Source organism: [Mycobacterium] manitobense, assembly GCF_025821665.1.
GTDB classification, from domain to species: domain Bacteria; phylum Actinomycetota; class Actinomycetes; order Mycobacteriales; family Mycobacteriaceae; genus Mycobacterium; species Mycobacterium arseniciresistens.
In genome coordinates this window covers 108,604-134,703 of record NZ_JACKSJ010000235.1, presented here as the reverse complement: position 1 = coordinate 134,703, position 26,100 = coordinate 108,604, and the positions used below count along the sequence as shown (strand labels likewise).

Genomic DNA, 26,100 nt, shown 5'->3' with positions numbered 1-26,100 from the left:
ATGACCCAGACCATCGAACGGCCCGCGGCCAACGGCGGTGACGACGTCCCCCGGCCGATGCTGAGCACCGTGTGCACCGACACCGAGTCGACCATGGCGCGGGCGGTGAACCGCGCGCTGCACGACGCGCTGGCCGCCGACGACCGGGTGCTGGTGTTCGGCGAGGACGTCGCCACCCTCGGCGGCGTGTTCCGGGTGACCGAGGGGCTGGCCGAGACCTTCGGTGAGCAACGGTGTTTCGACACCCCGCTGGCCGAGTCGGCGATCATCGGCATTGCCGTCGGGCTGGCCATTCGCGGGTTCGTGCCCGTGCCTGAGATCCAGTTCGACGGTTTCGCGGCGCCTGCGTTCGACCAGATCGTCAGCCATCTGGCCAAGTACCGCATGCGCACGCACGGCGAGGTGGACATGCCGGTCACCGTGCGAATTCCGTCCTTCGGCGGAATCGGTGCGGTGGAACACCATTCGGAGTCCACCGAGAGCTACTGGCTGCACACCGCCGGGCTGAAGGTGGTGGTGCCCGCCACGCCGTCGGACGCCTACTGGCTGCTGCGCCATGCCATCGCCTGCCCGGATCCGGTGATCTACCTCGAGCCCAAACGCCGCTACTGGGAACGCGGTCCCGTGGACACCACGGTGCCCGGACCGCCGATCGGGAAGGCCGTGATCCGCAGGCCCGGCGCCGATGTGACGGTGGTGACGTACGGATCGCTGGTGGCGACGGCGACCCGCGCCGCCGAACTCGCCGCCGACCGCTACGGCTGGGACCTCGAGGTCGTCGACCTGCGGTCGCTGAACCCGCTCGACTTCGACACCGTTGCGGAGTCGGTGCGCCGGACCGGTCGCGCCGTGGTCATGCACGAGGGCCCGCGCACACTGGGATTCGGCGCCGAACTGGCGGCGCGCATCCAGGAGGACCTGTTCTACGACCTGGAGGCGCCGGTGTTGCGGGCCACCGGCTTCGACACCCCGTATCCACCCGCCCGGCTGGAGAAGCTGTGGCTGCCCGGGCCGGACCGGTTGCTCGACTGCGTCGAAAAGGCGATGACGCGGCCATGACCACCACCGTCCGCGACTTCGCGGTTCCCGACCTGGGGGAGGGGCTCGCCGACGCCACCGTCACCGCGTGGCACGTCGCGGTCGGCGACGACGTCGAACTCAACCAGACGCTGTGCACGGTCGAGACCAACAAGGCCGAGGTCGAGATCCCCAGCCCGTACGCGGGCCGCATCGTCGCCCTCGGCGGTGCCGCCGGGGACACCCTCGACGTGGGCGCGCCGCTGGTGCGGATCGAGACCGCCGCGGCACCGGCCCGCACGGCTGTGCTGGTGGGCTACGGCGCCGACGACTCGATGGACGGCAGCAGGCGGCGGGCCCGTGCGAAACCGCCGGTGCGCAGGCTGGCGGCCGACCTGGACGTCGATCTCACCGCCGTCGAACCCTCGGGACCCGACGGAATCGTCACCCGCGCTGACGTCCTCGCGGCGGTCGAGGCGCCGGTCGCGCCACCCGGTGAGGCGGCCGAGGCGAACGACGACCCGGTGCGCGGGGTGCGGCTGGAGATGGCGCGCCGGATGGCGGTGTCCCGCCGCGAGATCCCCGACGCCAACGCCTCGGTACAGGTCGACGGCACCCGGCTGCTCGCGCTGAGGGACCGGCTGGGTGTGGAGTCGGTCACGCCGTTCGTGCTGACGCTGCGCCTGTTGATCGTCGCGCTGCGCCATCACCCGCTGCTCAACGCCACCTGGATGGACACCGTCGACGGGCCCCGCATCCACCGGCATTCCGCCGTGCACCTCGGAGTGGGCGTCGCGGCGCCGCGCGGGCTGCTGGTGCCCGTGGTGACCGACGCGCACGCCAGGACCACCCGCGAACTCGCGGCCGAGGTCGCGCGGCTGGTGTCCGGCGCGCGGGCGGGCACGCTCACACCGGGCGAACTGCAGGGCTCGACGTTCACGGTCTCGAACTTCGGTGCGCTCGGCCTCGACGAGGGCGTGCCCGTGATCAACCACCCGGAGGCGGCGATCCTCGGGATCGGCTCGCTCAAGCCGCGCGCCGTCGTGCGCGACGGCGAGGTGGTGGCCCGCCCGACGATGACGCTCACGTGCGCGTTCGACCATCGTGTCGCCGACGGTGCCCAGGTGGCGGCATTCCTGTGCGAGCTGCGCGAGCTCGTCGAGTCACCGGACCTGGCGCTCGCGGACCTGTAGTCCCGGGATCGGCGTTACCGGCGCTTGGCCGCGGCCAGCCGGGCGGCGAACTCGGGTGACTCGATGGACGTGGCCTGCGGGCCGATTTCCACGTCGACGGCCACCCGGTGCTGGTCGCTGTCGACCGTGCCGGGGTTGGCGGTCGCCCGCATCGACGCCTTCGTGGCGATGACGACGTCGCGGGGCGCCGAAGCCGGGCCCGCGGCGAGGGCGCGCCCCGCCGCGACCGCATCGTCGGCCACCTCGAGCGCCAGCCCGTGCCGGACCGCGGACTCGGCGTCGAAGCGCATGCCGAACAGCAGGGCCGCCCGTGCTGCCTGCGGCCCGACGGCACGGTTGAGCATCCACGTCGCGCCGCCGCCGGGATGGATGCCGAGTTTCTGGAACCGCGGATCGAACAGCGCCGCCGGCCCGGCGATGCGGACGTCGGCGGCCAGCGCCAGATTGAGCCCGGCGCCGACGGCCGCGCCGTTGACGGCGGCGATGGTGGGCAGTGAGCAGTCGGCGATCGCGAGGAAGCCGTCGTAGATGCGGCGCAGCCCGTCCTCGGTGGCCTCGCCCAGCGCGGTCAGGTCGGCGCCCGCGCAGAACGCCTTGCCCGCGCCGGTGACGATCACGGCGTGGACGTCGTCGTCCGCCTCGGCGGCGTCGACGGCCCGGCGCAGGCCGGCGGACATCTCGAAGGTCACCGCGTTGCGGCGATCGGGATCGTTGACGGTGATCAGGGCGATGTGGTCGGCGACGTCGACCAGGACCGGGTTGGACACGGCTGTGAGCCTATTCGCACCCGCTTTTTTGCCACTGTCGAGTGGCTGCGTCGACCGGCCGGAGCAATGTAGTATCCACCCATGAAGTTAGCGGGACTCACCAAGGGACTGACCACCGCGGTCGCGGGTGCGGCGATCGCCGTCGGCCTGGCTGCGCCCGCGATGGCGCAGCCCGAACCGGACACCGCATTCGCCAAGCGCCTTCAGGCCTACGGCATTTACGGTCAGAAGGACTACAACGCCTGGATCGCGAAGATCGCCTGCAAGCGGCTGAACCGCGGCGTCGACAAGGACGCCGTGCAGTCGGCGAAGTTCGTCTTCGACCAGTTGCAGAGGGGCAGCACCACCGAGCAGTCGTGGCAGTTCCTCGGTGAGGCCATCCCCGTGTACTGCCCGAACCAGATGGTGGCCCTGCAACGGGTCGCCAACCCGGCGGCCCCCGCACCGGCACCGGTGCCGGCAGGCCCCCCGCTGCCGGCCGAGCGCTGACGTCAGGAAGGTAAGACAGACATGCGTAAGAGCATTCGCTCCATGGTCCACTCCGGGATGGTGGCGGTCGCCGCCGCCGGCCTGATGGCGGTCGCGCCGGGCGTCGCCTCCGCGGACGCCACCGACGACTATCCGATCCCGAACCGGATCCTGCGGACGCCGTGCACGGCCGAGCAGATCCTGGCCGCCGCCCGCGACGTCGAACCGGTGTACTACGAGCGGTATATGATCGACTACAACAACAAGTCGCCCGAGGTGCACCGCGCGGTCCAGGACCGCATCCACTGGTTCTTCTCGATGGATTACAAGGGCCGTCGCCAGTACGCCGAGGACACCGTGACCAACGCGTTCTACGAGCAGCTGCACTGGAACTGGCCGAACTGGGCGAAGGTCTTCTTCAACAACAAGGGCGTCGCCGCGCACACCACGGACATCTGCATGAACTACCCGCCGAACGACATGTCCGTCTGGGTCTGGTAGTACCCCGAGCCACCAAGAGATCCGCCCGGCCGTATGGCCGGGCGGATTCTTTTTGCGCTCAGTGCCGCCGGGTCCGGCGCAATCATGACCGCCCACAACGAGAACCGCCCGGTCGGATCGACCGGGCGGATCTCGTTTTCGGGTGTCGCTCAGACGGACGTGAAGTTCTGCGGCGACTGCGGCCACGCCGCCGGGACCGGCCGCTGCCGAACCCGTTGCGGCCACCAGAACCACGGCCCGAGCAGGGCGGCAATCGAGGGCATCATGAGCGAGCGCACGATCAGCGTGTCGAACAGCAGACCCAGTCCGATCGTCGTGCCCACCTGACCGATCACCGTCAGCTCGCTGACCGCCATCGATATCATCGTGAACGCGAACACCAGGCCGGCCGAGGTCACCACCGAGCCGGTGCCGCCCATCGATCTGATGATGCCGGTGTGCAATCCGGCGTGGATCTCCTCCTTGAACCGCGACACCAGGAGCAGGTTGTAGTCGGCGCCGACGGCGAGCAGGATGATCACCGCCATCGCCATCACCATCCAGTGCAGTTCGATGCCGAGCAGGTGCTGCCAGATGAGCACCGACAGGCCGAACGAGGCGCCGAGCGACAACACCACCGTGCCCACGATCACCGCTGAGGCCACCACGCTGCGGGTGATGATCAACATGATGATGAAGATCAGCGCCAGCGCGGCGATCCCGGCGATCAGCAGGTCGAAGTTGTTGCCGTCCTGCATGTCCTTGAACGTCGCCGCGGTGCCGCCGAGGTAGATCGTCGAGCCCTCCAGAGGAGTGCCCTTGACGGCTTCCTTGGCTGCCAGCTTGATGGCGTCGATGCGCTTGATGCCCTCCGGGGACATCGGATCGCCCTCGTGGGAGATGATGAAGCGCACCGACTTACCGTCCGGCGAGATGAACTGCTCCATGCCGCGCTTGAAGTCCTCGTTGTCGAAGATCTCCGGCGGCAGGTAGAACGAGTCGTCGTTCATCGACGCGTCGAAGGCCTCGCCCATCGAGTTGGACTCGTCCTGCATCGCGGCCATCTGATCCTGCATGCCCTTCTGGGAGGCATACATGGTCAGCATCATGGTCTTCATCGTCTTCATGGTCTCGATCATCTCGGGCATCATCGTGACCAGCTGCGGCATAAGGGAATCCAGCCGCTCCATGTCCGGCATGAGCGCCTTGATGTCGTCGGTCATCACATTGATGCCGTCAAGGGTGTCGAAGACCGAGCGCAGCGCCCAGCACACCGGGATGTTGAAGCACTTGGGTTCCCAGTAGAAGTAGTTGCGGATAGGCCGGAAGAAGTCGTCGAAATCGGCGATGTGATCGCGCAATTCCTCGATGTCGACGACCATGCCCTTCATCTTGGTGACCATGCTGTGCGTGGTGTCGGCCATCTGCGCGGTGAGGTTCTGCATCCGCGTCATCGTGTCGATGGTGGATTGCATCTCGTCGGCCTGCTTGAGCATGTCGGCCATCCGGTCCTGCAGATACTTCTGGTTCATCTGCTGGGTGGTGCCCTGCATGCTGATCTGGAACGGGATCGACGTGTGCTCGATCGGCTTGCCGTCCGGCCTGGTGATCGCCTGCACCCGCGCCACGCCGGGCACCCGGAAGATGGCCTTCGAGATCTTGTCGATCACCAGGAAGTCCGCCGAGTTACGCAGGTCGTGGTCGCTGGAGATCATCATCAGCTCGGGATTCATCCGGGCCTGGTCGAAGTGCCGGTCGGCGGCCGCGTATCCCTCGTTGGCCGGCAGGTCGGCGGGCAGGTAGTGCCGGTCGTTGTAGTTGGTGCGGTACCCGGGAAGCGTGAGCAGGCCGATCAACGCGAGTGCGACGGTGCCGATCAGAATGGGACCCGGCCACCGCACCACTGCCGCCCCGACCTTGCGCCAACCGCGGGTCCGCAGTGCGCGTTTCGGCTCCAGCGCCCCGAACTTGCTGGCCACCACGACGATCGCCGAACCCAGCGTGAGCGAGGCCAGCACCGCGACGACCATGCCGATCGCCAGCGGGACGCCCAGGGTCTGGAAGTAGGGCAGCCGGGTGAAGCTCAGGCAGAAGGTGGCGCCGGCGATCGTCAGACCGGAGCCGAGCACCACGTGCGCCGTGCCCTTGAACATCGTGTAGTACGCGGTCACCTTGTCCTCGCCGACACTTCGCGCTTCCTGATATCGGCCTATCAGGAAGATGGCGTAGTCGGTGGAGGCGGCGATCGCGAGTGTGACAAGGAGGTTCGTCGCGAACGTGGAGAGCCCGATGATCTCGTAGTAGCCGAGGAAGGCCACCACGCCGCGGGACGCCGCGAGCGAGAGCACGACCATCACCAGCACGAGGATCAGCGTCATGATCGAGCGGTAGACCAGCAGCAGCATGATGATGATGACCGTGAACGTCACGGCCTCGATCAGCTGCATGCTGCGGTCGCTGGCGATGTGCTGGTCGGCCGCGAGTGCGGCCGGGCCGGTCAGGTAGGCCTTCACCCCGTCCGGCGGCGGAATGCTGTTGATGATCGCCTGGACCGCGTCCACCGACTCGTTGGCCAGTGACTCGCCCTGGTTGCCCGCCAGCTTCAGCTGGACGTAGGCGGCCTTGCCGTCGCTGCTCTGCGCGCCGGTGGCGGTGAGCGGGTCGCTCCAGAAGTCCTGCACGGACTGGACGTGGGCGGGATCGGCTTCGAGCTTGTCGATGAGCTGGTCGTAGTAGGCGTGTGCGTCGTCGCCGAGTGGATTCTCGCCCTCCAGGACGATCATCACCTGGCTGTCGGAGTCGCCTTCCTCGAAGACCTTGCCCACCTGCTGCATCGAGATCATCGACGGGGCGTCGTCCGGGCTCATCGACACCGCGCGCAGCTGCCCGACCTCTTCGAGCTGTGGGACGACGACGTTGACGACGGCGATCACGGCGATCCAGCCGAGGATGATGGGCACCGCGAAGGCGCGGATCATCCGCGGGATGAACGGCTTCGAAGGGCGTCGGGCGGGCGGGAAAGCGTCGGTGGGCGCGTCGTAGGTGGGTGCGCTCATGCCGATTTCACGTAGCAGAAGGTCTGGGCGTTCACGCCGCTGGAAGTCCTCTCGTCTTTCACGACGTCATCGACGATGACTCGGCAGGAGATGAAGTCGCCGTCGCCCTGGGCGACGATGTTGGGAGCCGCCGACGGAGCGGTCGTCTCCAGGGTCAGGCTCCAGGGCAGCGCTGCCCCGTCCACCCGCTGGTGCTTGGCGTCCAGGTCCAGGTAGTTGATGTCGGCGTAGCTGCCGTTGCCGGAGATCTCGTACCGGACGACCTTCGGGTCGAAGGGTTCGGGGTCGTCGGCGAACACCTTGGGTGTCACGGTCACGCCCTCGGCGCCGAAGAATCCCCGGATGCGGTGCACGGTGAATCCGGCCACCACCACGACGATCATGATGAGCAGCGGGATCCAGATCTTCTTGACGATGTCGACGGCCGTCGGGCGCCGCTTGGTCGGCTTCTGGTGTGACGGCGGCGCCGGCGCGGTCGCGGGCTGTTGCCCGACCGGCGGCTGGCTCACCTGTCCGGGACCGTCATAGGTGACGTTGTCCGTCCGAGACATGGTGACCCCTTACATTTCGACCCGATGAATGACGCCAGACAAACAGTCGTCGCGACAGAGATTAGCCTATTTAACTTGTCGTCCGGAAAACAGACGTGCCCGGCTACTGTGCGGTAGCTCACGAGATCATGTGAGTGTGATGTGGCTCACACTTCGCACCCGGTCGATCGCCTGGTGACGTGCCTGATGAGCCCTGTATCCGCACGCTGAACGGTGGGTGCAGATTACACCGGGAAGGTGGCTGCGACCGGGCTACGTCCCTGGGGCGCTTTGCTGGTCAGGCGGGATGCAGGCTGACGGCGATCCCCGAATAACGCACCATCCCGGTGACCACGTCGATGTCGTCCTTACTGGTCAGCCGGTTGACGTTGCAGTCGTGGTGACCGTGTGGAATCGAGACCACGCCCGTCCGGACCGAGTCGTCGAGCTTCGCGATGCCGGTGACCTCGCCGTTCGCGCTGCGCACTGTGACGCATTCACCGCTCACCACGCCCGCGGAGGCGCCGTCGTCGGGATGGACGATGATCTCCGCCGGCTCGCCGAGGATGTCGAGTTGGCCGTTGAGCTTCTTGCGCTGCCGACGCGGGACCATCATCAAATCGGGCGGCGGCTCGAGGCCCGCCAGCTGGGCGACGAGGATCGGCGGAGCCAGTCGCCAGCCGCCCATCCGGTCGATGTGCCGGTCCACCCACTCAGCGGGCAGCTCGCGGGGCGCCTCCGCCCAGCCGGTCGCGACCACCTCGTCGAAGGGCGTCCGGCCGCCGGCCAGCAGAACGGCGAGGACGTCGTCGTCGGTGCTGGTGTCCGGATTGGCGAGCGTGCCGACGTCGTAGCCGAGGCGCCGCGCCAGATCGGCGAACACCCACCACATCGATCGCCGCTCGCCGACCGGCTCCACAACGGCATGGGTGTGCTGGACCGACACCCGCGAGCTCAAGATGTCGTGCAGGGTGATGTCGGGACGTTCGAGCGGGTCCTTGGTCGGCAGGACGTGCGTCGCCAGCCGCGTCGTCTCGTTGTCGATGATCTCCGTGGTGGCGAAGACCTCGAGCTTCTGCAACGCGGGGATGAGCTTCCCCGTCTCGGGGAAGCTGGTGACCAGACTGCCGCCGACGTTGATCAGCGCGCGGATGTTGCCCGCCTCGATCTCGTCGGGAAGGACCGCGCAGGGCCATTCGTTGATGAACGCCTGCGCCTCCGGCCGGCTGCGCGGACCCGGGCCGAATGATCCCTCGATCGGGGTGATCGGCAGCAGATCACCGAAAGCCTCGAGTTGATAGGCGAACCCGGGGTGGAACCAGGTGCCGCCCGGCCGGTTCATCGCGCCGGTGAGGATCATCAGCACCCACGCCAGCCACTGGGTGACGTTGGCGCGCTCGGCGGTCATGGTCACACCGGTTCCGGTCTCGATGGCGACGCACCTGGCGCCGCGGACCGCCGTCGCGAGCCGCATGAGGTCGGCTTCGGTGACGTCGGCGTACTTCGCCGTGTGGGCCAGGGTGAACGGTGCCACCGCCGCGGCGAGCTCGTCGATGCCCTGAACGGGGACATCGGGTTTCACGCCGTCGCGCAGGACCTCACGCACAAGGTGGGCCAGTACCGCGTGGTCGGTGCTGGGGCGCGGCGCCAGGTGGCCGGTCGCCAGACGGGCGGTCTCGGTGCGCCGCGGGTCGATCACCCACACCTGTCCGCGTGCGGCGATGTCGCGCACGGTGCCCGTCGGGTTGGGCATCGAGATGGCGTGGCCGTGGGAGACCACCGGGTTGGCGCCGACGAGCAGCAGGAAGTCGGTGGTGTCGAGATCCGTCCGGCCGGACAGCCCCATGAATCCGCCGACCAGATCCGACACCAGCGGTTTGGCGGTGCCGTCGATGGTCAGGGGGCTGAACTTGGCCGGGGTGCCGATCGCCGCGTGCAACGCTTCGGCCATCCGGAAACCGGCGCTCTCCATGGTGCTGAAGTAGATGCCGACCGAGCCGGGGCCGTGCTCGTCGATGATCGCGCGCAGGCGGGTGGCCAGGTCATCCAGACAGGCGTCCCAGCTGACGTCCTGCTGGCGTCCGTCGATCCGCATGCGGGGCCGTTCGAGGCGGTCGGGATGGTGGTGCAGCAACGGCAGTGCGCGTCCCTTGGCGCAGGTGTAGCCCTTGGAGAACGGATGCTCCTTGTCGCCGCGGACGCGCAGCACCTCGTCGCCGTCGACGTCGACGAGGATGCCGCAGACGGATGTGCAGACCCGGCAGAAACTGCGGACGGTGTGCATGTCGGGAAACGTACTCTCGCCCGGCGGGAAGGGATGTGCATTCGGAGAGAACGGCTACGCAGAAAAGAGAATGCGATTTCCGTCGGTCGGCCGGCGCATGGGAAGCGCCCCCGGCAGGGATCGAACCTGCGACCAACCGCTTAGAAGGCGGCTGCTCTATCCGCTGAGCTACGGGGGCAGCGGAGCTACTTTAACGCCACAGGCACCCCGGCCCGGTGGGGTGAAGGGTTCGCGCGAGGCGCCTCGCCACCGCCATGAAAGCCGCAGCGCCGGGAGTACCCGCGGACTAGCGTGTTGGCAGCGGTCACAGGTGATGAGGGGGGACAGCGTGGCGACGAGCGACGTGCCGGAATTGGACACGGCGGGACTGCCCGAGGAACTGAGCCCGTTCGACCAGATCCTGCACCGCGGCGAGGCCAATCCCCGCACCCGCTCGGGGATCCTGACCGTCGAGATCCTCGACGTCACACCGGACTGGGACCGGTTCCGCACCCGCTTCGAATACGCCTCCCGCAAGGTGTTGAGGCTGCGCCAGAAGGTCGTCACCCCGACCCTGCCGACGGCGGCTCCACGCTGGGTCGTCGACCCGGACTTCAATCTCGACTTCCACGTGCGCCGGGTGCGGATCCCCGACCCGGGCACGATGCGCCAGCTGATCGACCTCGCCGAGATCGCCCTGCAGTCACCGTTGGACATCTCCCGGCCGCTGTGGACGGCCACCCTCATCGAGGGATTGGAGGGCGGTCGCGCCGCGACGATGCTGCACTTCAGTCACGCGGTGACCGACGGTGTCGGCGGAGTCGAGATGTTCGCCAGCGTCTACGACCTCGAACGCGATCCGCCGCCGCAGCAGGCGCCGCCGCTTCCCATCCCGCAGGACCTGTCGCCCAACGACTTGATGCGCGAAGGCGTCAACCGGTTACCGCTGTCGATCCTCGGCGGTGTCCGCGGGGTGCTCGGTGGCGCCCTCGGCGCCGTCGGCAAGGTGGTTCGCGACCCGGTGTCGACGGTCGGCGGGGTGGTCGACTACGCCCGCTCCGGCGCGCGGGTGGTGGGCTCGGTCGCGCAGCCCTCACCGCTGCTGCGGCGGCGCAGCCTGTCGACGCGCAGCGAGGCGATCGACATGGTGCTCAGCGACCTGCACAAGGCGGCGAAGGCGGCGGGCGGTTCCATCAACGACGCCTACCTGGCCGGTGTGTGCGGCGCGCTTCGCCTCTATCACGAGGCGTTCGGGGTGCCGGTCGCGACGCTGCCGATGGCGGTCCCCGTCAGCCTGCGGTCGGATGCCGACCCGGCCGGCGGCAACCGCTTCGTCGGGGTCAACCTGGCTGCGCCGATCGGGGTCACCGACCCGGTGGCGCGCATCGGCAGAGTCCGGGCGCAGATGACCCGCAAGCGTGAAGAGCGTGCGCTCGACATGGTGGGCGCCGTCGCCCCGGTGGCGAGCCTGATGCCCGACTCGGTGCTCGAAGCCATGGCCGGGTCGGTGGTGAACTCCGACGTGCAGGCGAGCAACGTGCCGGTCTACGCGGGGGACACCTACATCGCCGGTGCGAAGATACTGCGCCAGTACGGAATCGGGCCGTTGCCCGGAGTGGCGATGATGGTGGTGTTGGTGTCCCGGTCGGGGTACTGCACCGTCACCGCCCGATACGACCGGGCGTCGATCAGAGACCCGGACCTGTTCGCCCGCTGCCTCATCGACGGTTTCGACGAGGTGCTCGCACTGGGCGGCCCGGGCCGGGCGTCACCAGCATCGGTCGCCGACCGGTCGAAGGCATCGTCGAATGGGAGCGCACAGCAGTGACGGCGGACGATCAGCAATCCGACCCGCGGACCATCCGGCTGCCGGGATCGGTGGCCGAGATCATGGGCGGCCCCGGCGGCCCGGAGATCGGCGCCTTCTTCGACCTCGACGGCACCCTGGTGGCCGGATTCACCGGCGTCATCATGACCCGCGAACGGTTGCGTCGCCGGCAGATGGGCGTGGGCGAGTTCATGGGCATGGTGCAGGCCGGTCTCAACCACCAGCTGGGCCGCTCGGAGTTCGAGGACCTCATCGGCAAGGGTGCGCGAATGCTGCGTGGCAGTTCGCTCTCCGACGTCGACGAACTGGCCGAGCGACTGTTCGACAAGCACGTCCGCGACCGCATCTACCCCGAGATGCGCGACCTCGTACGGGCGCACATGGCACGCGGGCACACCGTGGTGCTCAGCTCGTCCGCGCTGACGGTCCAGGTGGAGCCGGTCGCCGAGTACCTCGGCATCGAGAACGTGCTCAGCAACAAGTTCGAGACCGACGAGAACGACTGCATCACCGGCGAGGTGACGCGGCCGATCATCTGGGGTCCCGGAAAGGCCAGGGCCGTTCAGGCCTTCGCCGCCCGCAACGGCGTCGACCTCGCCAAGAGCTACTTCTACGCCGACGGCGACGAGGACGTGGCACTGATGTACCTGGTCGGCAATCCGAGGCCGACCAATCCCGCCGGCAAGCTGGCGGCCGTGGCCGCCAAGCGGGGGTGGCCGGTGCTGCGGTTCACCAGTCGCTCCGGCAGCAGCCCGGTCTCGCAGTTGCGCACGGTCGCGGGCATCGCTTCGCTGGTGCCGGTCGCCGCGGGCGCCGTCGGATGGGGACTGCTCAACCGCAACCGGCGCAGCGGGGTGAACTTCTTCACGTCGGCGTGGAGCCGGCTGGTGCTGACGACCGCCGGCATCAACCTCAACATCCTCGGGCGCGAGAACCTGACCGTCCAGCGGCCGGCGGTGTTCATCTTCAACCACCGCAACCAGGCCGACCCGCTGATCGCCGGCAGGCTCGTCGAGACCGACTTCACCTCGGTGGGCAAGAAGGAGCTCGAGAACGACCCGATCATCGGCACCATCGGCAAGGTGATGGACGCGGCGTTCATCGACCGCGACGACCCCAAGAAGGCCGTCGAGGCGCTGGCGAAGATCGAAGGGCTCGCCCGCAAGGGACTCTCGATCCTCATCGCCCCCGAGGGCACGCGCCTCGACACCACCGAGGTCGGCGAATTCAAGAAGGGGCCGTTCCGGATCGCGATGTCCGCGGGCATCCCGATCGTGCCGATCGTCATCCGCAACGCCGAGGTGGTCGCCGCGCGCGACTCCAGCACGTTCAACCCAGGCACCGTGGACATCGCGGTGTACCCGCCGATCTCGACCGACGGCTGGACGGTCGAGGACCTGCCCGAGCGCATCGACGAGATTCGCAAGATCTACCTCGACACGCTGAAAGCCTGGCCGCACCAGGAGTTGCCGACCCCTGCGCTGTACAAGCGGCCGGCTGGGCAGTCCCCGGAGAAGCCCGAGAAAAAGGCCGCGCCGGCGAAGAAGGCAGCGCCTGCGAAGAAAGCCACGGCCGCGAAGAAGGCGGCGCCTGCGAAGAAGACCACGGCTGCGAAGAAGGCGGCGAAAACGCCGGCGAAGAAGGCGGCGAAAACGCCGGCGAAGAAGGCTGCCGCACAGAAGAATCCGGGCGCGAAGAAACCCGGTGCGAAAGGCCGCCCGTGAAACGCCCAGCCGACTACTTCGACAGCTTCACCACCACCGACGACGCGCTGGTACTGGCTGCGGCCTCCTCTCCGGCGGAGGTCCAGCTGCTCGAGGACTGGCTGCAGGCCCAGCGCCGTGACCATCCCGAGGTGCGCGTCGAGGTGTTACAGCTACCCGTCGTCGAGGACCCGCCGCCCGCCGTGCTGGCCCGGTTGGTCTCCGAACTCGAGGCCGACCAGGACCGCACCGTCGTGCCGGTGCGGGTGTTCTGGGTGCCCGGCGGCCTGCCGACCCGCTCGAAGGTGGTCTCGCTGATCTCCGGACGCGACACCTACCGCCCGCCGGAGATGCTGCAGCGGCGCATCCTTCGCAAGGATGCGTCGCGGGCCCGGGTGGTGGCCGGCGAGCCCGCCAAGGTCTCCGAGCTCCGGCAGCAGTGGAGTGACACGACGGTCGCGGAGAACCCAAGGGACTTCGCGCATTTCGTGCTCCGCCGGGCGGCGCTGGCCATCGAACGGGTCGAGTACCGCCTCCTGGGGCCCGAGTACAAGTCGCCGCGACTGGTCAAGCCGGAGATGCTGGCATCGGCCCGGTTCCGGGCCGGACTCGAGCAGATCGACGGCGCCGACCTCGAGAAGGCCGGCGCGATGCTCGACGAGATGGCCACCGGGTGGAGCAGGGTGTCCATCGACCTGATCCCCGCGCTGAGCCGCGCCATCTTCAGCCGCGGTTTCGATCCGCGCATCGACTACGACCGCGAACAGGTCGAGACGATGCGGCGCAACCTGGAGAACCATCCGGCGGTGATGCTGTGGTCGCACCGGTCCAATCTCGACAACCCGGTGCTCACGGTCGCGCTGTACGAGAACCGGCTTCCGCCGGTGAGCACGTTCGGCGGCATCAACATGGACTTCCCGCCGCTGGGGTCGCTGCTCCGCCGCTCCGGGGTGATCTTCATCCGGCGCAACATCGGCGACAACGCGCTGTACAAGTACGTGCTCAAGGAATACATCGGCTACGTCGTCGAGAAGCGGTTCAACCTGAGCTGGTCGATCGAGGGCACCCGGTCCCGGACGGGCAAGATGCTGCCGCCCAAGCTGGGTCTGCTGTCCTACGTCGCCGACGCATATCTCGCGGGACGTACCGACGACCTTCTGCTGCAACCGGTCTCGATCAGTTTCGATCAGCTGCACGAGACTGCCGAATACGCCGAGTACGCCCGCGGTGGGGAGAAGGCCGCCGAGGGTGTGAGCTGGCTGTACAACTTCATCAAGGCCCAGGGCGAGCGGAACTTCGGCAAGATCTACGTCCGCTTCCCCGAGGCGGTGTCGATGAAGCAGTACCTCGGCCCGGCGCACGGTCCGGCCGCCGAGGACCAGGCCGTCAAACGCCTTGCGCTGCAGAAGATGGCGTTCGAGGTGGCCTGGCGCATCCTGCAGGTCACCCCCGTCAACGCGACCGGACTGGTGTCCGCGCTGCTGCTGGCCACCCGTGGCGTCGCGCTGACCCTCGACCAACTGCACCACACGCTGCAGGATTCGCTGGACTACCTGCACCGCAAGCAGACTCCGATGACCAACAGCGCGCTGCGGCTGCGCACGCCGGAGGGGGTGCTCGCCGCCGTCGACGCACTGTCCAGCGGGCACCCGGTCACCAGGGTCGACAGCGGGCGGGAACCGGTCTGGTCGATCGCACCGCAGCACGAGCACCAGGCCGCCTTCTACCGCAACACCCTGATCCACGCCTTCCTGGAGACCTCGATCGTCGAACTCGCGCTGGCCTATGCCAAACGGAGCGACGGCGACCACCTGGCGGCGTTCTGGTCGCAGGCGATGCGGCTGCGCGACCTGCTGAAGTTCGACTTCTACTTCGCCGACTCCGCGGCGTTCCGCGACCACGTCGCCGAGGAGATGTCGTGGCACGCCGACTGGGAGGAACACGTCTCGGCCGGCGGTGAGGAGGTGGACCGCCTGCTGCGGGCCAAGCGGCCGCTGATCGCCGCGGCCATGCTGCGGCCGTTCTTCGAGGCTTACGAGATAGCCGCGGACGTGCTGCGCGATGCCCCGGCAGAGATCGCGGAGAAGGACCTCACCAAGCTGGCGCTCGGCCTGGGACAGCAGTACGTCGCGCAGAACAGGGTGCGTAGCACCGAGTCGGTGTCGGCGCTGCTGTTCGCCACCGCCCGCCAGGTGGCCGCCGACCAGGATCTGCTGTCGCCCGCCGAGAACCTCGATCGGCGCCGCGAGGCGTTCCACATCGAACTGTGCGGCATCCTCGACGACATGGACAGCGTCGAGCAGCTCGCACGCTCCCAGTTCGGCGAGCGCGAGGCGCAGCGCCGCTCCAGGCAGGACGGCTGAGGGGTCCGGCTCCGCACCTCATACCCTGGACGCATGACGACCGTGGCGGCCCGGGTGCGCACCAGCGCAGTGTGGCCGGTGCTCGTCGGCGTCGGGCTGCTGGCCGGGGCGACCGCCGCGGGCATCGGCGCGCTGTCGCTGGCCGACGCGCTCAGCGCCACCGGGCTGCCCGATCCCGGGCCGGTCACCACCTACGGGCTGCCGTTCGTGCGGGCTGCCGGGGAGATCGCGGCGGTGGTGGCGGTCGGTGCGTTCCTGTTCGCGGCCTTCCTGACACCGCCGCAGGCCAGTGGTGTGCTCGACGCCGCGGGCTACCGCGCACTGCGGCTCGGCACCGCCGCGTCGGCGATCTGGGCGCTGTGCGCGGTGCTGCTCGTTCCGCTCACGGTGTCCGACGTGTCGGGGCAGCCGCTGCGCGACCATCTCGGTCCGGCCGAGATCTGGGCGGCTGCGGACCTCGTCGACGTCGCGGGCGCCTGGCGCTGGACGGCGCTGCTGGCCGCCGTCGTCACCGTGGCGGCCATGCCGGTGCTGCGCTGGTCTTGGACCCCGGCGCTGCTGGCCGGCGCGCTGCTCAGCCTGGTGCCGCTGGCGCTGACCGGACACTCGTCGTCGGGCGGTGCGCACGACCTGGCCACCAACAGCCTGCTCATCCACCTGATCGCCGGCGCACTGTGGGCCGGGGGACTGCTCGCGCTGCTGGCGCACGCACTGCGCGGCGGCGACCACGCGGACCTGGCCGCCAGGCGCTTCTCGGCGCTCGCGCTGTGGTGCTTCGTCGCCATGGCGGTCAGCGGAATCGTCAACGCGCTGGTGCGGGTGCCGCCGCCAGAGCTGGTGCGCAGCGAGTACGGCGCGCTGGTGCTGGCCAAGGTGACCGCCCTGGTGGTGCTCGGCGCGCTGGGGTGGCGGCAACGAACACGCGGCGTGGCGGCGCTGCGGGACGATCCGTCCGCCCGCGGACCCCTGCTGCGGCTCGCACTCACCGAGGCGGTGGTGTTCGGCGTGACGTTCGGCATCGCCGTCGGGCTGGGCCGGACCCCGCCGCCGTCGCTGCGCACCCAGCCGAGTCCGGTGGAGGTGGAGATCGGTTACGACCTCGCCGGCCCGCCGACCGTGGCACGCATCCTCTTCGACTGGCGCTTCGACCTGATCCTGGGCACCGCGGCGATCGTGTTGGCCGCCGTCTACCTGCTCGGGGTGCGACGGCTGCGCAGGCGTGGCGACGCGTGGCCGGCCGGCCGGACCGCGGCCTGGCTGTGCGGCTGCGCCGCCCTGCTGATCACGACGTCGTCGGGCATCGGGCGGTACATGCCCGCCATGTTCAGCGTGCACATGGTCGCGCACATGCTGCTGTCCATGCTGGTGCCGATCCTGCTGGCGCTGGGCGGCCCCACCACGCTGGCGCTGCGGGCGCTGCCCACCGCAGGCCGCGGCGCGCCCGGTCCGCGCGAATGGCTGCTCGCCGCCCTGCATTCCAGGGTGTCGCGGTTCCTGACCAATCCGATCGTGGCACTGGTGCTGTTCGTGGCCGGCTTCTACGGCCTCTACTTCGGCGGCATCTTCGACTCCGCGGTCACCAGCCACGCCGCCCACGTCCTGATGAACGTGCACTTCCTGGTGACCGGCTACCTCTTCTACTGGGTGGTGATCGGCGTCGACCCGACGCCGCGACCCATCCCGCAACTGGGCAAGCTGGCGATGGTGTTCGCGTCCCTGCCGCTGCACGCCTTCTTCGGGGTCGTGCTGATGGGCACCCAGAGCGTGCTGGCCGAGCCGTTCTACCGGTCGCTGCAGCTGAGCTGGCACACCGATCTGCTCGGCGACCAGAAGTTGGGCGGCGGCGTCGCGTGGGCCGCCGGCGAGATACCCCTGGTGCTGGTGATGATCGCCCTGCTGATCCAGTGGCGGCGCAGCGACCAGCGCACCGCCACGCGACTCGACCGCGCCGCCGACCGCGACGACGACGCCGACCTGGCCGCCTACAACGCGATGCTGGCCGAACTGGCCCGCCGCGAGGGTCGCTGACCAGCCGTCCGCCTGATCGATCCACAGTCCCGGCTTCATCCCCAGGTGCCGCCCTCCGGCGGCGCGGACCTCGACTTCCGTCGGTGCCGCCGCGGTCAATGGGTGCAGCGGCGACGCACAGCCGCCGCACCAGAAGCGAAAGGGCACACCGAATGTTCGAGACACCGATCACCGTCGTGGGAAACATCGTCAACAACCCGGTCCGGCACCGCGCCGGTGACCAGGAGGTCATGCGGTTCCGGGTGGCCAGCAACTCGCGCCGGCGCACGGCCGAGGGCGAGTGGGAGCCGGGCAACTCGCTGTTCGTCAGCGTCAGCTGCTGGGGCAAGCTGGTGACCGGCGTCGGAGCCGCCCTCGGGAAGGGAGACGCCGTCATCGTTGTTGGACAGGTGTACACCAGCGAGTACGAGGACAAGGAAGGCGTGCGCCGGACCTCGACGGAGGTGCGCGCCACCTCGGTGGGACCCGATCTGTCCCGGTGCATCGTGCGGATCGAGAGCCGCAGGCACCCCGACAGTGCCACCGACGACCAGCAGGCACGCGGCGCCGACGGCGATGACGCCGACAGCGACGCCGCCGACGCTTCGCCGGACGAGTCCGAGCCGCTGCCACTGACCGCTTAGCGCCATCCGGCCACGCCTAGGATGGTCCGCGAGCATCACCCGCCAACCGAAAGGCACAACCCCGGCATGGCCGAATTCATCTACACGATGCGGAAGGTCCGCAAGGCGCACGGCGACAAGGTGATCCTTGACGACGTCAACCTGAACTTCCTCCCGGGAGCCAAGATCGGCGTCGTCGGCCCGAACGGGGCCGGCAAGTCGAGCGTCTTGCGGATCATGGCGGGCCTTGACCAGGCCAACAACGGTGACGCCTACCTGGCGCCCGGCGCGACGGTCGGCATCCTGATGCAGGAGCCGCAGCTCGACGAGGACAAGACGGTCCGAGAGAACGTCGAGGCCGGCGTCGCGATCAAGGGCAAGCTCAACCGGTACAACGAAGTGGCCGAGCTGATGGCCACCGACTACACCGACGAGCTCATGGAAGAGATGGGCACGCTGCAGGAGGAGCTCGACGCGGCCGACGCGTGGGACATCGACTCGCAGCTCGAGCAGGCGATGGACGCACTGCGCTGCCCGCCGCCCGACGAGCCCGTCACGCACCTCTCCGGTGGTGAGCGACGGCGCGTCGCCCTGTGCCGGCTGCTGCTGTCCAAGCCCGACCTGCTGCTGCTCGACGAACCCACCAACCACCTGGACGCCGAGAGCGTTCTGTGGCTCGAACACCACCTCGCCGACTACAAGGGCGCCATCCTGGCGGTCACCCACGACCGGTACTTCCTCGACAACGTCGCCGAGTGGATCCTCGAGCTCGACCGCGGCCACGCGTACCCGTACGAGGGCAACTACTCGACATACCTGGAGAAGAAGGCCGAACGCATCGCCGTTTCGGGGCGCAAGGACGCCAAGCTGCACAAGCGACTGCAGGAGGAGCTCGCCTGGGTGCGCTCAGGTGCCAAGGCCCGTCAGGCCAAGAACAAGGCCCGCCTGCAGCGTTACGAGGAGATGGCCACCGAGGCGGAGAAGACGCGCAAGCTCGACTTCGAGGAGATCCAGATCCCGACCCCGCCCCGGCTGGGCAACGTGGTCGTCGAGGTCGACCACCTCGACAAGGGCTTCGAGGGTCGCACGCTGATCAAGGACCTGTCCTTCTCGCTGCCACGCAACGGCATCGTCGGGGTCATCGGGCCCAACGGCGTCGGCAAGACCACGCTGTTCAAGACGATCGTCGGCCTGGAGCAGCCCGACAGCGGCACCGTGAAGGTCGGTGAGACGGTCAAGTTGAGCTATGTCGACCAGAACCGTTCGCAGATCGATCCGAAGAAGAACGTCTGGGAAGTGGTGTCCGACGGGCTCGATTACATCGAGGTCGGGCAGAACGAGGTTCCGTCGCGGGCCTACGTGTCCGCGTTCGGGTTCAAGGGCCCGGATCAGCAGAAGCCGGCCGGCGTGCTGTCCGGCGGTGAACGCAACCGGCTGAATCTGGCGCTCACCCTCAAGGTCGGCGGCAACCTGATCCTGCTCGACGAGCCCACCAACGACCTCGACGTCGAGACCCTGAGCTCGCTGGAGAACGCGCTGCAGAACTTCCCGGGCTGCGCCGTGGTGATCTCCCACGACCGCTGGTTCCTGGACCGCACCTGCACGCACATCCTGGCGTGGGAGGGCGACGACGACAACGAGGCCAAGTGGTTCTGGTTCGAGGGCAACTTCGGCGGCTACGAGGAGAACAAGATCGAGCGGATGGGCGCGGAGGCGGCGCGGCCGCACCGGGTCACCCATCGCCGGCTGACACGCGACTGATCGCACCGTGCGGGACCGCGGGCGACCGGGGGGCGACTAAGGTCGCTCGTGCGTGCCAGTGCCGGTGCGCACGTGTGAGTCAGGAGTGATCCGCATGACGGGACGTGGCGCCGCGCAGGACTCGCAGCCCGCAACGGAGACACCCGATCCCGACACCGCGAAGCGGTTGGCCGGCGCGTTCGTCGCCGCGTTCCGTGGGATCCACGACGAGTCGTCGGAGCCCGGTGCCGACGAACCGGCCTCCGCGGAGCAGGCGGTGTCATCGGAACTGGTGAATTCGCACTACCGGCTCGGCCGGCGTCGCTCGCCGGGCGAGACGCTGGTCGCCACCCATCCCGTCGCCGACGACGCCGGAGTCGGTCCGGCCCTGCAGATCGTCACCGAAAACGCGCCGCTGCTGATGGATTCGGTGACCGTGCTGTTGCACCGTCTCGGCGTGGCCTATCGCGCGATCATGAACCCGGTCTTCCGGGTGCGACGCAGCGCTGACGGAGACCTGCAGGCCATCGCGGCCGCCGACGCCCCGGACGACGACGTCTCGAACGACGATGCCTCGGACGCCGGAGCCGACGAGGCGTGGGTGCACATCGCGCTCAGCGGTGAGACCGACCGCGATGCGCTCGCCGAGGCGAAGCGCCTGCTCCCGGACATCCTGGCCGACGCCCGGCAGGTCGCCCTCGACGCGGACGCGATGGTGGCCACCCTCAACGGCCTGGCCGACGAGGTGGAGGACGATTCCGGCGGTCGTTTCCCCGGTGCCGAACGCAAGGACGTCGCCGCGCTGATGCGCTGGCTGGCCGACGGCCACTTCGTGCTGCTGGGTTGCCAGCGCTGCCCGGTGACCGACGGCCGGGCCTCCGTCGACCCCGACAGCAGACTCGGGGTGTTGCGGCGCCGCACCGATGTGCTGCCGCAGCTCGCCGCCGACGACGACCTGTTGGTGCTGGCGCAGGCCACCATCCCGAGCTACCTGCGATACGGCGCGTACCCGTACATCGTCGTGGTGCGCGAACGCGACGGCTCCGGCAGCGATGACACGGTCGAGCACCGCTTCGTCGGCCTGTTCACGGTGGCCGCGCTCAATGCCAACGTCACCGAGATCCCGTTGGCATGCCGACGCGTGAACGACGCGCTGGCGCTGGCCAAACGCGACCCCGGGCATCCCGGCCAGCTGCTGCTCGACGTCATCCAGACCGTGCCCCGCCCCGAGCTGCTCACGTTGAGCGCCCAGGAACTGCTCGACATGGCGATGGCGGTGGTGGAGCTGGGCTCGCGCCGCCGTGCGCTGCTGTTCCTGCGGGCCGATCACCTCGCGCACTTCGTGTCGTGTCTGGTGTATCTGCCGCGCGACCGCTACACGACGGCGGTCCGTCTCGAGATGCAGGACATCCTCGTTCGCGAACTCGGCGGCGAGAGCATCGACTACACCGCCAGGGTGAGCGAGTCGCCCTGGGCGGTGGTGCACTTCAACGTCCGGCTGCCGCATTCGGAGCAACCCGCCCGCGTCGACACCTCGGCGGAGAACGAGAGCCGGATCCAGGACCTGCTGACCGCGGCGGCCCGTACCTGGGCCGACCGGCTGACCGGCGCGGTGCGCAGCGGATCGATCGCCCAGGGCACCGCCGAGCACTACGCGGTGGCATTCCCCGAGGACTACAAGCAGGCCGTCGACCCGCTGGACGCGATCGACGACATCGCGATCATCGAGGAACTCACCGACGATTCGGTCAAGCTGGTGTTCGCCGAGGGCGGCGAGGACCGGGTGGGGCAGTTGACCTGGTATCTGGGCGGCCGGTCGGCGTCGCTGAGCCAGCTGCTGCCGATGCTCCAGTCGATGGGTGTGGTGGTGCTCGAGGAGCGGCCGTTCACGGTGAAGCGGGCCGACGGCCTCGCCGTGTGGATCTACCAGTTCCGGGTGACGCCGCACCGCAGCATTCCCGACGCGCCGGCGGGCGCCGAGCAGGAGGCGATGGAGGCCCGTTTCGCCGACGCCGTCACTGCGATCTGGCACGGCCGCATGGAGATCGACCGCTTCAACGAACTGGTGCTGCGCGCCGGCCTGACCTGGCAGCAGGTGGTCATCCTGCGGGCCTACGCGAAATACCTTCGGCAGGCCGGCTTTCCGTACAGCCAGTCCCACATCGAGTCGGTGATCAACGACAACGCCGGCACCGCGCGCTCACTCGTCACGTTGTTCGAGGCGCTGTTCAACCCGGGCGCAGGACAGGACGGCGGTTCGAACAAGCGCCGCGACGCACAGAAGGCCGCGGCGGCCGTCACCGCCGACATCGACGCTCTGGTCAGCCTCGACACCGACCGCGTGCTGCGGGCGTTCGCCTCGATGATCGAAGCGACCCTGCGCACCAACTACTTCGTCACCGCGGCGGACTCGGCGCGGGCGCAGAACGTGCTGGCGCTCAAGCTGAACCCGCGCCTCATCGACGAATTGCCGCTGCCGCGACCGAGGTTCGAGATCTTCGTCTACTCACCTCGGGTGGAGGGCGTGCACCTGCGGTTCGGGCACGTCGCCCGCGGCGGGCTGCGCTGGTCGGACCGGCGCGAAGATTTCCGCACCGAGATCCTCGGCCTGGTCAAGGCGCAGGCGGTCAAGAACGCCGTCATCGTCCCGGTCGGCGCCAAGGGTGGTTTCGTCGTCAAGCAGCCCCCCGACCTGACCGGTGACGCGGCCACCGACCGGGATGCGCAGCGCGCCGAGGGCATCGCGTGCTACCGGCTGTTCATCAGCGGCCTGCTGGACGTCACCGACAACGTCGACAAGGCCAGTGGCGACGTGGTCACCCCGCCTGAGGTGATCCGCCGCGACGGCGACGACGCCTATCTTGTGGTGGCCGCCGACAAGGGCACCGCGACCTTCTCCGACATCGCCAACGAGGTGGCCGGCTCGTACGACTTCTGGCTGGGGGATGCCTTCGCCTCCGGTGGGTCGGTGGGCTATGACCACAAGGCGATGGGCATCACTGCCAAGGGCGCATGGGAGTCGGTCAAACGGCACTTCCGCGAGATGGGAGTCGACACCCAGAGCGAGGACTTCACCGTCGTCGGTGTCGGCGACATGAGCGGGGACGTATTCGGCAACGGCATGCTGCTGTCGAAGCACATCAGGCTGCTCGCCGCCTTCGACCATCGGCACGTGTTCCTCGACCCCGACCCCGACGCGGCGTCGTCCTGGGACGAGCGCAAGCGGTTGTTCGACCAGCCGCGCTCGTCGTGGGAGGACTACGACACCTCGCTGCTCAGCGAGGGCGGCGGCGTCTACCAGCGCCAGCAGAAGTCCATACCGGTCAGCCCGCAGGTGCGTGCCGCCCTCGGCATCGAGGGTGATGCCGAGGAGATGTCGCCGCCCGAGTTGATCAAGGCGATCCTGAAGGCCCCGGTCGACCTGCTGTTCAACGGCGGCATCGGCACTTACGTCAAGGCCGAGACCGAGGCCGACTCGAACGTCGGCGACCGCGCCAACGATCCGGTGCGGGTCAACGGGAACCAGGTGCGCGCCAAGGTGATCGGCGAAGGCGGCAACCTCGGCGTGACCTCGCTGGGTCGCATCGAGTACGACCTCGCCGGCGGGCGGATCAACACCGACGCGCTGGACAACTCCGCCGGTGTGGACTGTTCCGACCACGAGGTCAACATCAAGATCCTGATCGACTCGCTGGTCACCGCGGGCAAGGTCGACCCCGCCGACCGCACCGATCTGCTGGTGTCGATGACCGACGAGGTCGGTCGGCTGGTGCTGGCGGACAACGAGGATCAGAACGACCTGATGGGCACCAGCCGCGCCAACGCCGCCAGCCTGCTTCCCGTGCACGCCCGGATGATCAAGGACTTCGTCGCCGACAAGGGGCTCAACCGCGAACTGGAGGCGCTGCCGTCGGAGAAGGAGATCCGCAGGCGGCTGGAGGCCGGGATCGGTCTGACCTCGCCGGAGCTCGCCACTCTGATGGCCCACGTCAAGCTTGGGCTCAAGGACGACCTGCTGGTCGGCGATCTGCCCGACCAGGAGGTGTTCGCGTCGAGACTGCCGACGTACTTCCCGTCGACGCTTCGGGAGCGCTACGGCGCCGACATCCGCAACCATGAGCTGCGCCGCGAGATCGTCACCACGATGCTCGTCAACGACCTGGTCGACACCAGCGGCATCACCTACGCCTATCGGATCACCGAGGACGCCGGCGTCGGGCCGACCGACGCGGTGCGCAGCTTCGTCGCCACCAACGAGATCTTCCGGATCGGCGAGGTGTGGCGGCAGATCCGCGCCACCGACCTGCCGGTGTCGGTGTCCGACCGGATGACGCTCGATCTCCGCCGGCTCGTCGACCGGGCCGGACGGTGGCTGCTCAACTACCGGCCGCAGCCGCTTGCCGTCGGCGCGGAGATCAACCGGTTCGCCAAGAAGGTGGAGTCGCTCACGCCTCGCATGCGCGAGTGGCTGCGCGGCGACGACGAGGCCATCGTCGACAAGGAGGCCGCCGACTTCTGTCGCAACGGCGCTTCGGAGGACCTGGCCTACATCGTGGCCAGCGGGCTGTACCAGTTCAGCCTGCTCGACATCATCGACATCGCCGACATCGTCGACCGCGAACCCGCTGAGGTCGCCGACACCTATTTCGCCCTGATGGACCACCTCAACACCGATGCACTGCTCACCGCGGTGTCGCAGCTCCCGCGCGGTGACCGCTGGCATTCGTTGGCGCGGTTGGCGATCCGCGACGACATCTACGGATCGCTTCGGGCGCTGTGCTTCGACGTGCTGGCCGTCGGCGAGGTCGAGGAGAACGGCGAGGAGAAGATCGCCGAGTGGGAGGCGACCAACAGTTCGCGGGTCGCGCGGGCGCGGCGCACCCTCACCGAGATCTACGAGGACGACGAGCGCGATCTGGCCACGCTTTCGGTGGCGGCCCGCCAGATCCGCAGCATGACTCGCACGAGCGGAACAGGAGCCGGATGACGGCCGTAGGGTTCACCGCACCGGTGCATGTGCGCTGGTCGGACATCGACATGTACCAGCACATCAACCACGCCACCATGGTCACCCTCCTGGAGGAGGCGCGGATCCCGTTCCTGCGCGAGCCTTTCGGCGACAACATCACGACCATCGGACTGCTGATCGCCGAGGTGAACATCGTCTACAAGGGTCAACTGCGGCTGGTGGATTCGCCGCTGCAGGTGACGATGTGGTCGAAACGCGTTCGCGCGGTGGACTTCACCATCGGCTACGAGGTGCGGTCGGTCGGCGCCCCGCCGGACTCCAAGCCGGCGGTGATCGCCGACACCCAGCTCGCGGCCGTGCACATCCAGGAGCAACGGCTCGAGCGCCTGACCGCCGCGCAGAGGGATTACCTACAGCGCTATCTGCGATGAGCGCCCACGAACGCGGCATCTGGCTGGACGACGCCCGGCATCGCGACGACCTCGCCATCTTCGTCGACCGTGCGCTGCGCCTCGACGAAGCCGCCGTCATCCGGCTGCGGGAGCGCTCACCCGACCACATCGTCGCCTGGGTGGCAACCGGTTTCGACGTGCTGGCCAGCCGGGTGGTCGCCGGGCGGGCGCGGCCCGCGGACCTCAGTTCGGGCGCCGACGCGCTCGCTCACGGCTTGACTGCGGCGGGTGCCGACGGGTTCGTCGACACGGGATTCCCGATGGATTCGGCGTGGCGGGGCGGACTGCCGCCCGACAGCGGCTTCGTCCATCTCGACGACGTGCCCGCCCGGGTGGTGCTGGACCTGGCGGCACGCGGCGCCGAACTGGCCAAGGAGCACAGCAGCGCCCACGGCCCGCCCGCGTCGCTGCTCGACCAGGAGGTGGTGGCGGTCAGTTCGGCAGACGACAGCGTCGGCATCCCGATGCGGTGCGTCTTCGCGTTGACGGCGATGGGATTCCTGCCGCAGTCGGGGGAGGCGGTGGCCGCCGACGAGATCGTCCGGGTCCGGGTGCTGCCGACGTGGCTGCGCATCGACGCCCGCTTCGGATCGGTGTACCGCCGCCGCGGCGATCCCGCCCTGGTACTGCGCTGAGCCGGC

17 protein-coding genes and 1 tRNA gene are annotated in these 26,100 nt (G+C 68.7%); 13 read left to right on the top strand and 5 right to left on the bottom strand.

The genetic code is table 11. The features are described from left to right. The gene (locus H7I41_RS25825) at positions 1-1,059 is read left to right on the top strand and encodes an alpha-ketoacid dehydrogenase subunit beta (protein WP_372503806.1); all 1,059 of its coding nucleotides are present in this window, start codon (positions 1-3) and stop codon (positions 1,057-1,059) included. Further along, positions 1,056-2,210 carry a dihydrolipoamide acetyltransferase family protein gene (locus H7I41_RS25820; protein ID WP_264015481.1) on the top strand — a complete coding sequence of 385 codons (1,155 nt, stop codon included), beginning with the start codon at positions 1,056-1,058 and terminating at the stop codon, positions 2,208-2,210. Before H7I41_RS25825 ends, H7I41_RS25820 begins: the two co-directional genes overlap by 4 nt. Before the next feature lie 14 nt (positions 2,211-2,224). On the opposite strand, the gene H7I41_RS25815 is transcribed toward H7I41_RS25820, so the two are convergent. Continuing rightward, the gene (locus tag H7I41_RS25815) at positions 2,225-2,977 is read right to left on the bottom strand and encodes an enoyl-CoA hydratase (protein ID WP_264015480.1); all 753 of its coding nucleotides are present in this window, start codon (positions 2,975-2,977) and stop codon (positions 2,225-2,227) included. 81 nt (positions 2,978-3,058) lie between these two features. On the opposite strand from H7I41_RS25815, the gene H7I41_RS25810 reads away from it, so the two are divergent. Beyond that, positions 3,059-3,466, top strand: a complete 408-nt coding sequence (locus H7I41_RS25810) for a DUF732 domain-containing protein (RefSeq protein WP_264015479.1) — start codon at positions 3,059-3,061, stop codon at positions 3,464-3,466. 21 nt (positions 3,467-3,487) lie between these two features. After that, complete coding sequence (locus H7I41_RS25805) at positions 3,488-3,946, top strand: DUF5078 domain-containing protein (protein ID WP_264015478.1); 459 nt, start codon at positions 3,488-3,490, stop codon at positions 3,944-3,946. A 149-nt stretch (positions 3,947-4,095) separates the two neighbouring features. Here H7I41_RS25805 and H7I41_RS25800 read toward each other — a convergent pair whose 3' ends face one another. From H7I41_RS25800 to H7I41_RS25785, 4 genes are all read right to left on the bottom strand, one after another. After that, positions 4,096-6,981: an MMPL/RND family transporter gene (locus tag H7I41_RS25800; protein WP_264015477.1), complete on the bottom strand. Its 2,886-nt coding sequence runs from the start codon at positions 6,979-6,981 to the stop codon at positions 4,096-4,098. After that, the gene (locus H7I41_RS25795) at positions 6,978-7,364 is read right to left on the bottom strand and encodes an MmpS family transport accessory protein (protein ID WP_264015602.1); all 387 of its coding nucleotides are present in this window, start codon (positions 7,362-7,364) and stop codon (positions 6,978-6,980) included. Before H7I41_RS25795 ends, H7I41_RS25800 begins: the two co-directional genes overlap by 4 nt. Positions 7,365-7,809: 445 nt before the next feature. After that, positions 7,810-9,795, bottom strand: a complete 1,986-nt coding sequence (locus H7I41_RS25790; protein WP_264015476.1) for a molybdopterin-containing oxidoreductase family protein — start codon at positions 9,793-9,795, stop codon at positions 7,810-7,812. A 105-nt stretch (positions 9,796-9,900) separates the two neighbouring features. After that, a tRNA-Arg gene (locus tag H7I41_RS25785) sits at positions 9,901-9,973 on the bottom strand. A 150-nt stretch (positions 9,974-10,123) separates the two neighbouring features. On the opposite strand from H7I41_RS25785, the gene H7I41_RS25780 reads away from it, so the two are divergent. From H7I41_RS25780 to H7I41_RS25740, 9 genes are all read left to right on the top strand, one after another. Then, a complete protein-coding gene (locus H7I41_RS25780; protein ID WP_264015475.1) occupies positions 10,124-11,602 on the top strand; it encodes a wax ester/triacylglycerol synthase family O-acyltransferase in 1,479 nt (492 codons plus the stop codon). Further along, complete coding sequence (locus H7I41_RS25775) at positions 11,599-13,326, top strand: HAD-IB family hydrolase/lysophospholipid acyltransferase family protein (RefSeq protein ID WP_264015474.1); 1,728 nt, start codon at positions 11,599-11,601, stop codon at positions 13,324-13,326. Before H7I41_RS25780 ends, H7I41_RS25775 begins: the two co-directional genes overlap by 4 nt. Continuing rightward, positions 13,323-15,668: a glycerol-3-phosphate 1-O-acyltransferase gene (locus H7I41_RS25770; RefSeq protein WP_264015473.1), complete on the top strand. Its 2,346-nt coding sequence runs from the start codon at positions 13,323-13,325 to the stop codon at positions 15,666-15,668. The genes H7I41_RS25775 and H7I41_RS25770 overlap by 4 nt, the downstream gene beginning before the upstream one ends. Before the next feature lie 33 nt (positions 15,669-15,701). Further along, entirely contained in the window at positions 15,702-17,696 is a 1,995-nt protein-coding gene (locus tag H7I41_RS25765) for a bifunctional copper resistance protein CopD/cytochrome c oxidase assembly protein (protein WP_264015472.1), read from the top strand. A 152-nt stretch (positions 17,697-17,848) separates the two neighbouring features. Further along, positions 17,849-18,319, top strand: coding sequence for a single-stranded DNA-binding protein (gene ssb, locus H7I41_RS25760; protein WP_264015471.1), 471 nt, complete (start codon positions 17,849-17,851; stop codon positions 18,317-18,319). A gap of 66 nt (positions 18,320-18,385) precedes the next feature. Beyond that, a complete protein-coding gene (gene ettA, locus H7I41_RS25755; protein ID WP_264015470.1) occupies positions 18,386-20,059 on the top strand; it encodes an energy-dependent translational throttle protein EttA in 1,674 nt (557 codons plus the stop codon). A 94-nt stretch (positions 20,060-20,153) separates the two neighbouring features. Then, a complete protein-coding gene (locus H7I41_RS25750) occupies positions 20,154-25,025 on the top strand; it encodes an NAD-glutamate dehydrogenase (protein WP_264015469.1) in 4,872 nt (1,623 codons plus the stop codon). Further along, the gene (locus tag H7I41_RS25745; RefSeq protein WP_264015468.1) at positions 25,022-25,438 is read left to right on the top strand and encodes an acyl-CoA thioesterase; all 417 of its coding nucleotides are present in this window, start codon (positions 25,022-25,024) and stop codon (positions 25,436-25,438) included. The genes H7I41_RS25750 and H7I41_RS25745 overlap by 4 nt, the downstream gene beginning before the upstream one ends. Then, entirely contained in the window at positions 25,435-26,094 is a 660-nt protein-coding gene (locus H7I41_RS25740) for a DUF8185 domain-containing protein (protein WP_264015467.1), read from the top strand. The genes H7I41_RS25745 and H7I41_RS25740 overlap by 4 nt, the downstream gene beginning before the upstream one ends. The last annotated feature ends 6 nt before the right edge of the window (positions 26,095-26,100 follow it).

Excerpts from the sequence above, each read along its gene's own strand:
- H7I41_RS25800 (WP_264015477.1), bottom strand. The coding sequence starts at position 6,981 with ATGAGCGCACCCACCTACGACGCGCCCACCGACGCTTTCCCGCCCGCC.
- H7I41_RS25795 (WP_264015602.1), bottom strand. The coding sequence starts at position 7,364 with ATGATCGTCGTGGTGGTGGCCGGATTCACCGTGCACCGCATCCGGGGA.
- H7I41_RS25805 (WP_264015478.1), top strand. The coding sequence starts at position 3,488 with ATGCGTAAGAGCATTCGCTCCATGGTCCACTCCGGGATGGTGGCGGTC.
- H7I41_RS25810 (WP_264015479.1), top strand. The coding sequence starts at position 3,059 with ATGAAGTTAGCGGGACTCACCAAGGGACTGACCACCGCGGTCGCGGGT.
- H7I41_RS25820 (WP_264015481.1), top strand. The coding sequence starts at position 1,056 with ATGACCACCACCGTCCGCGACTTCGCGGTTCCCGACCTGGGGGAGGGG.
- H7I41_RS25790 (WP_264015476.1), bottom strand. The coding sequence starts at position 9,795 with ATGCACACCGTCCGCAGTTTCTGCCGGGTCTGCACATCCGTCTGCGGC.
- ssb (WP_264015471.1), top strand. The coding sequence starts at position 17,849 with ATGTTCGAGACACCGATCACCGTCGTGGGAAACATCGTCAACAACCCG.
- ettA (WP_264015470.1), top strand. The coding sequence starts at position 18,386 with ATGGCCGAATTCATCTACACGATGCGGAAGGTCCGCAAGGCGCACGGC.
- H7I41_RS25750 (WP_264015469.1), top strand. The coding sequence starts at position 20,154 with ATGACGGGACGTGGCGCCGCGCAGGACTCGCAGCCCGCAACGGAGACA.
- H7I41_RS25825 (WP_372503806.1), top strand. The coding sequence starts at position 1 with ATGACCCAGACCATCGAACGGCCCGCGGCCAACGGCGGTGACGACGTC.
- H7I41_RS25745 (WP_264015468.1), top strand. The coding sequence starts at position 25,022 with ATGACGGCCGTAGGGTTCACCGCACCGGTGCATGTGCGCTGGTCGGAC.
- H7I41_RS25740 (WP_264015467.1), top strand. The coding sequence starts at position 25,435 with ATGAGCGCCCACGAACGCGGCATCTGGCTGGACGACGCCCGGCATCGC.
- H7I41_RS25765 (WP_264015472.1), top strand. The coding sequence starts at position 15,702 with ATGACGACCGTGGCGGCCCGGGTGCGCACCAGCGCAGTGTGGCCGGTG.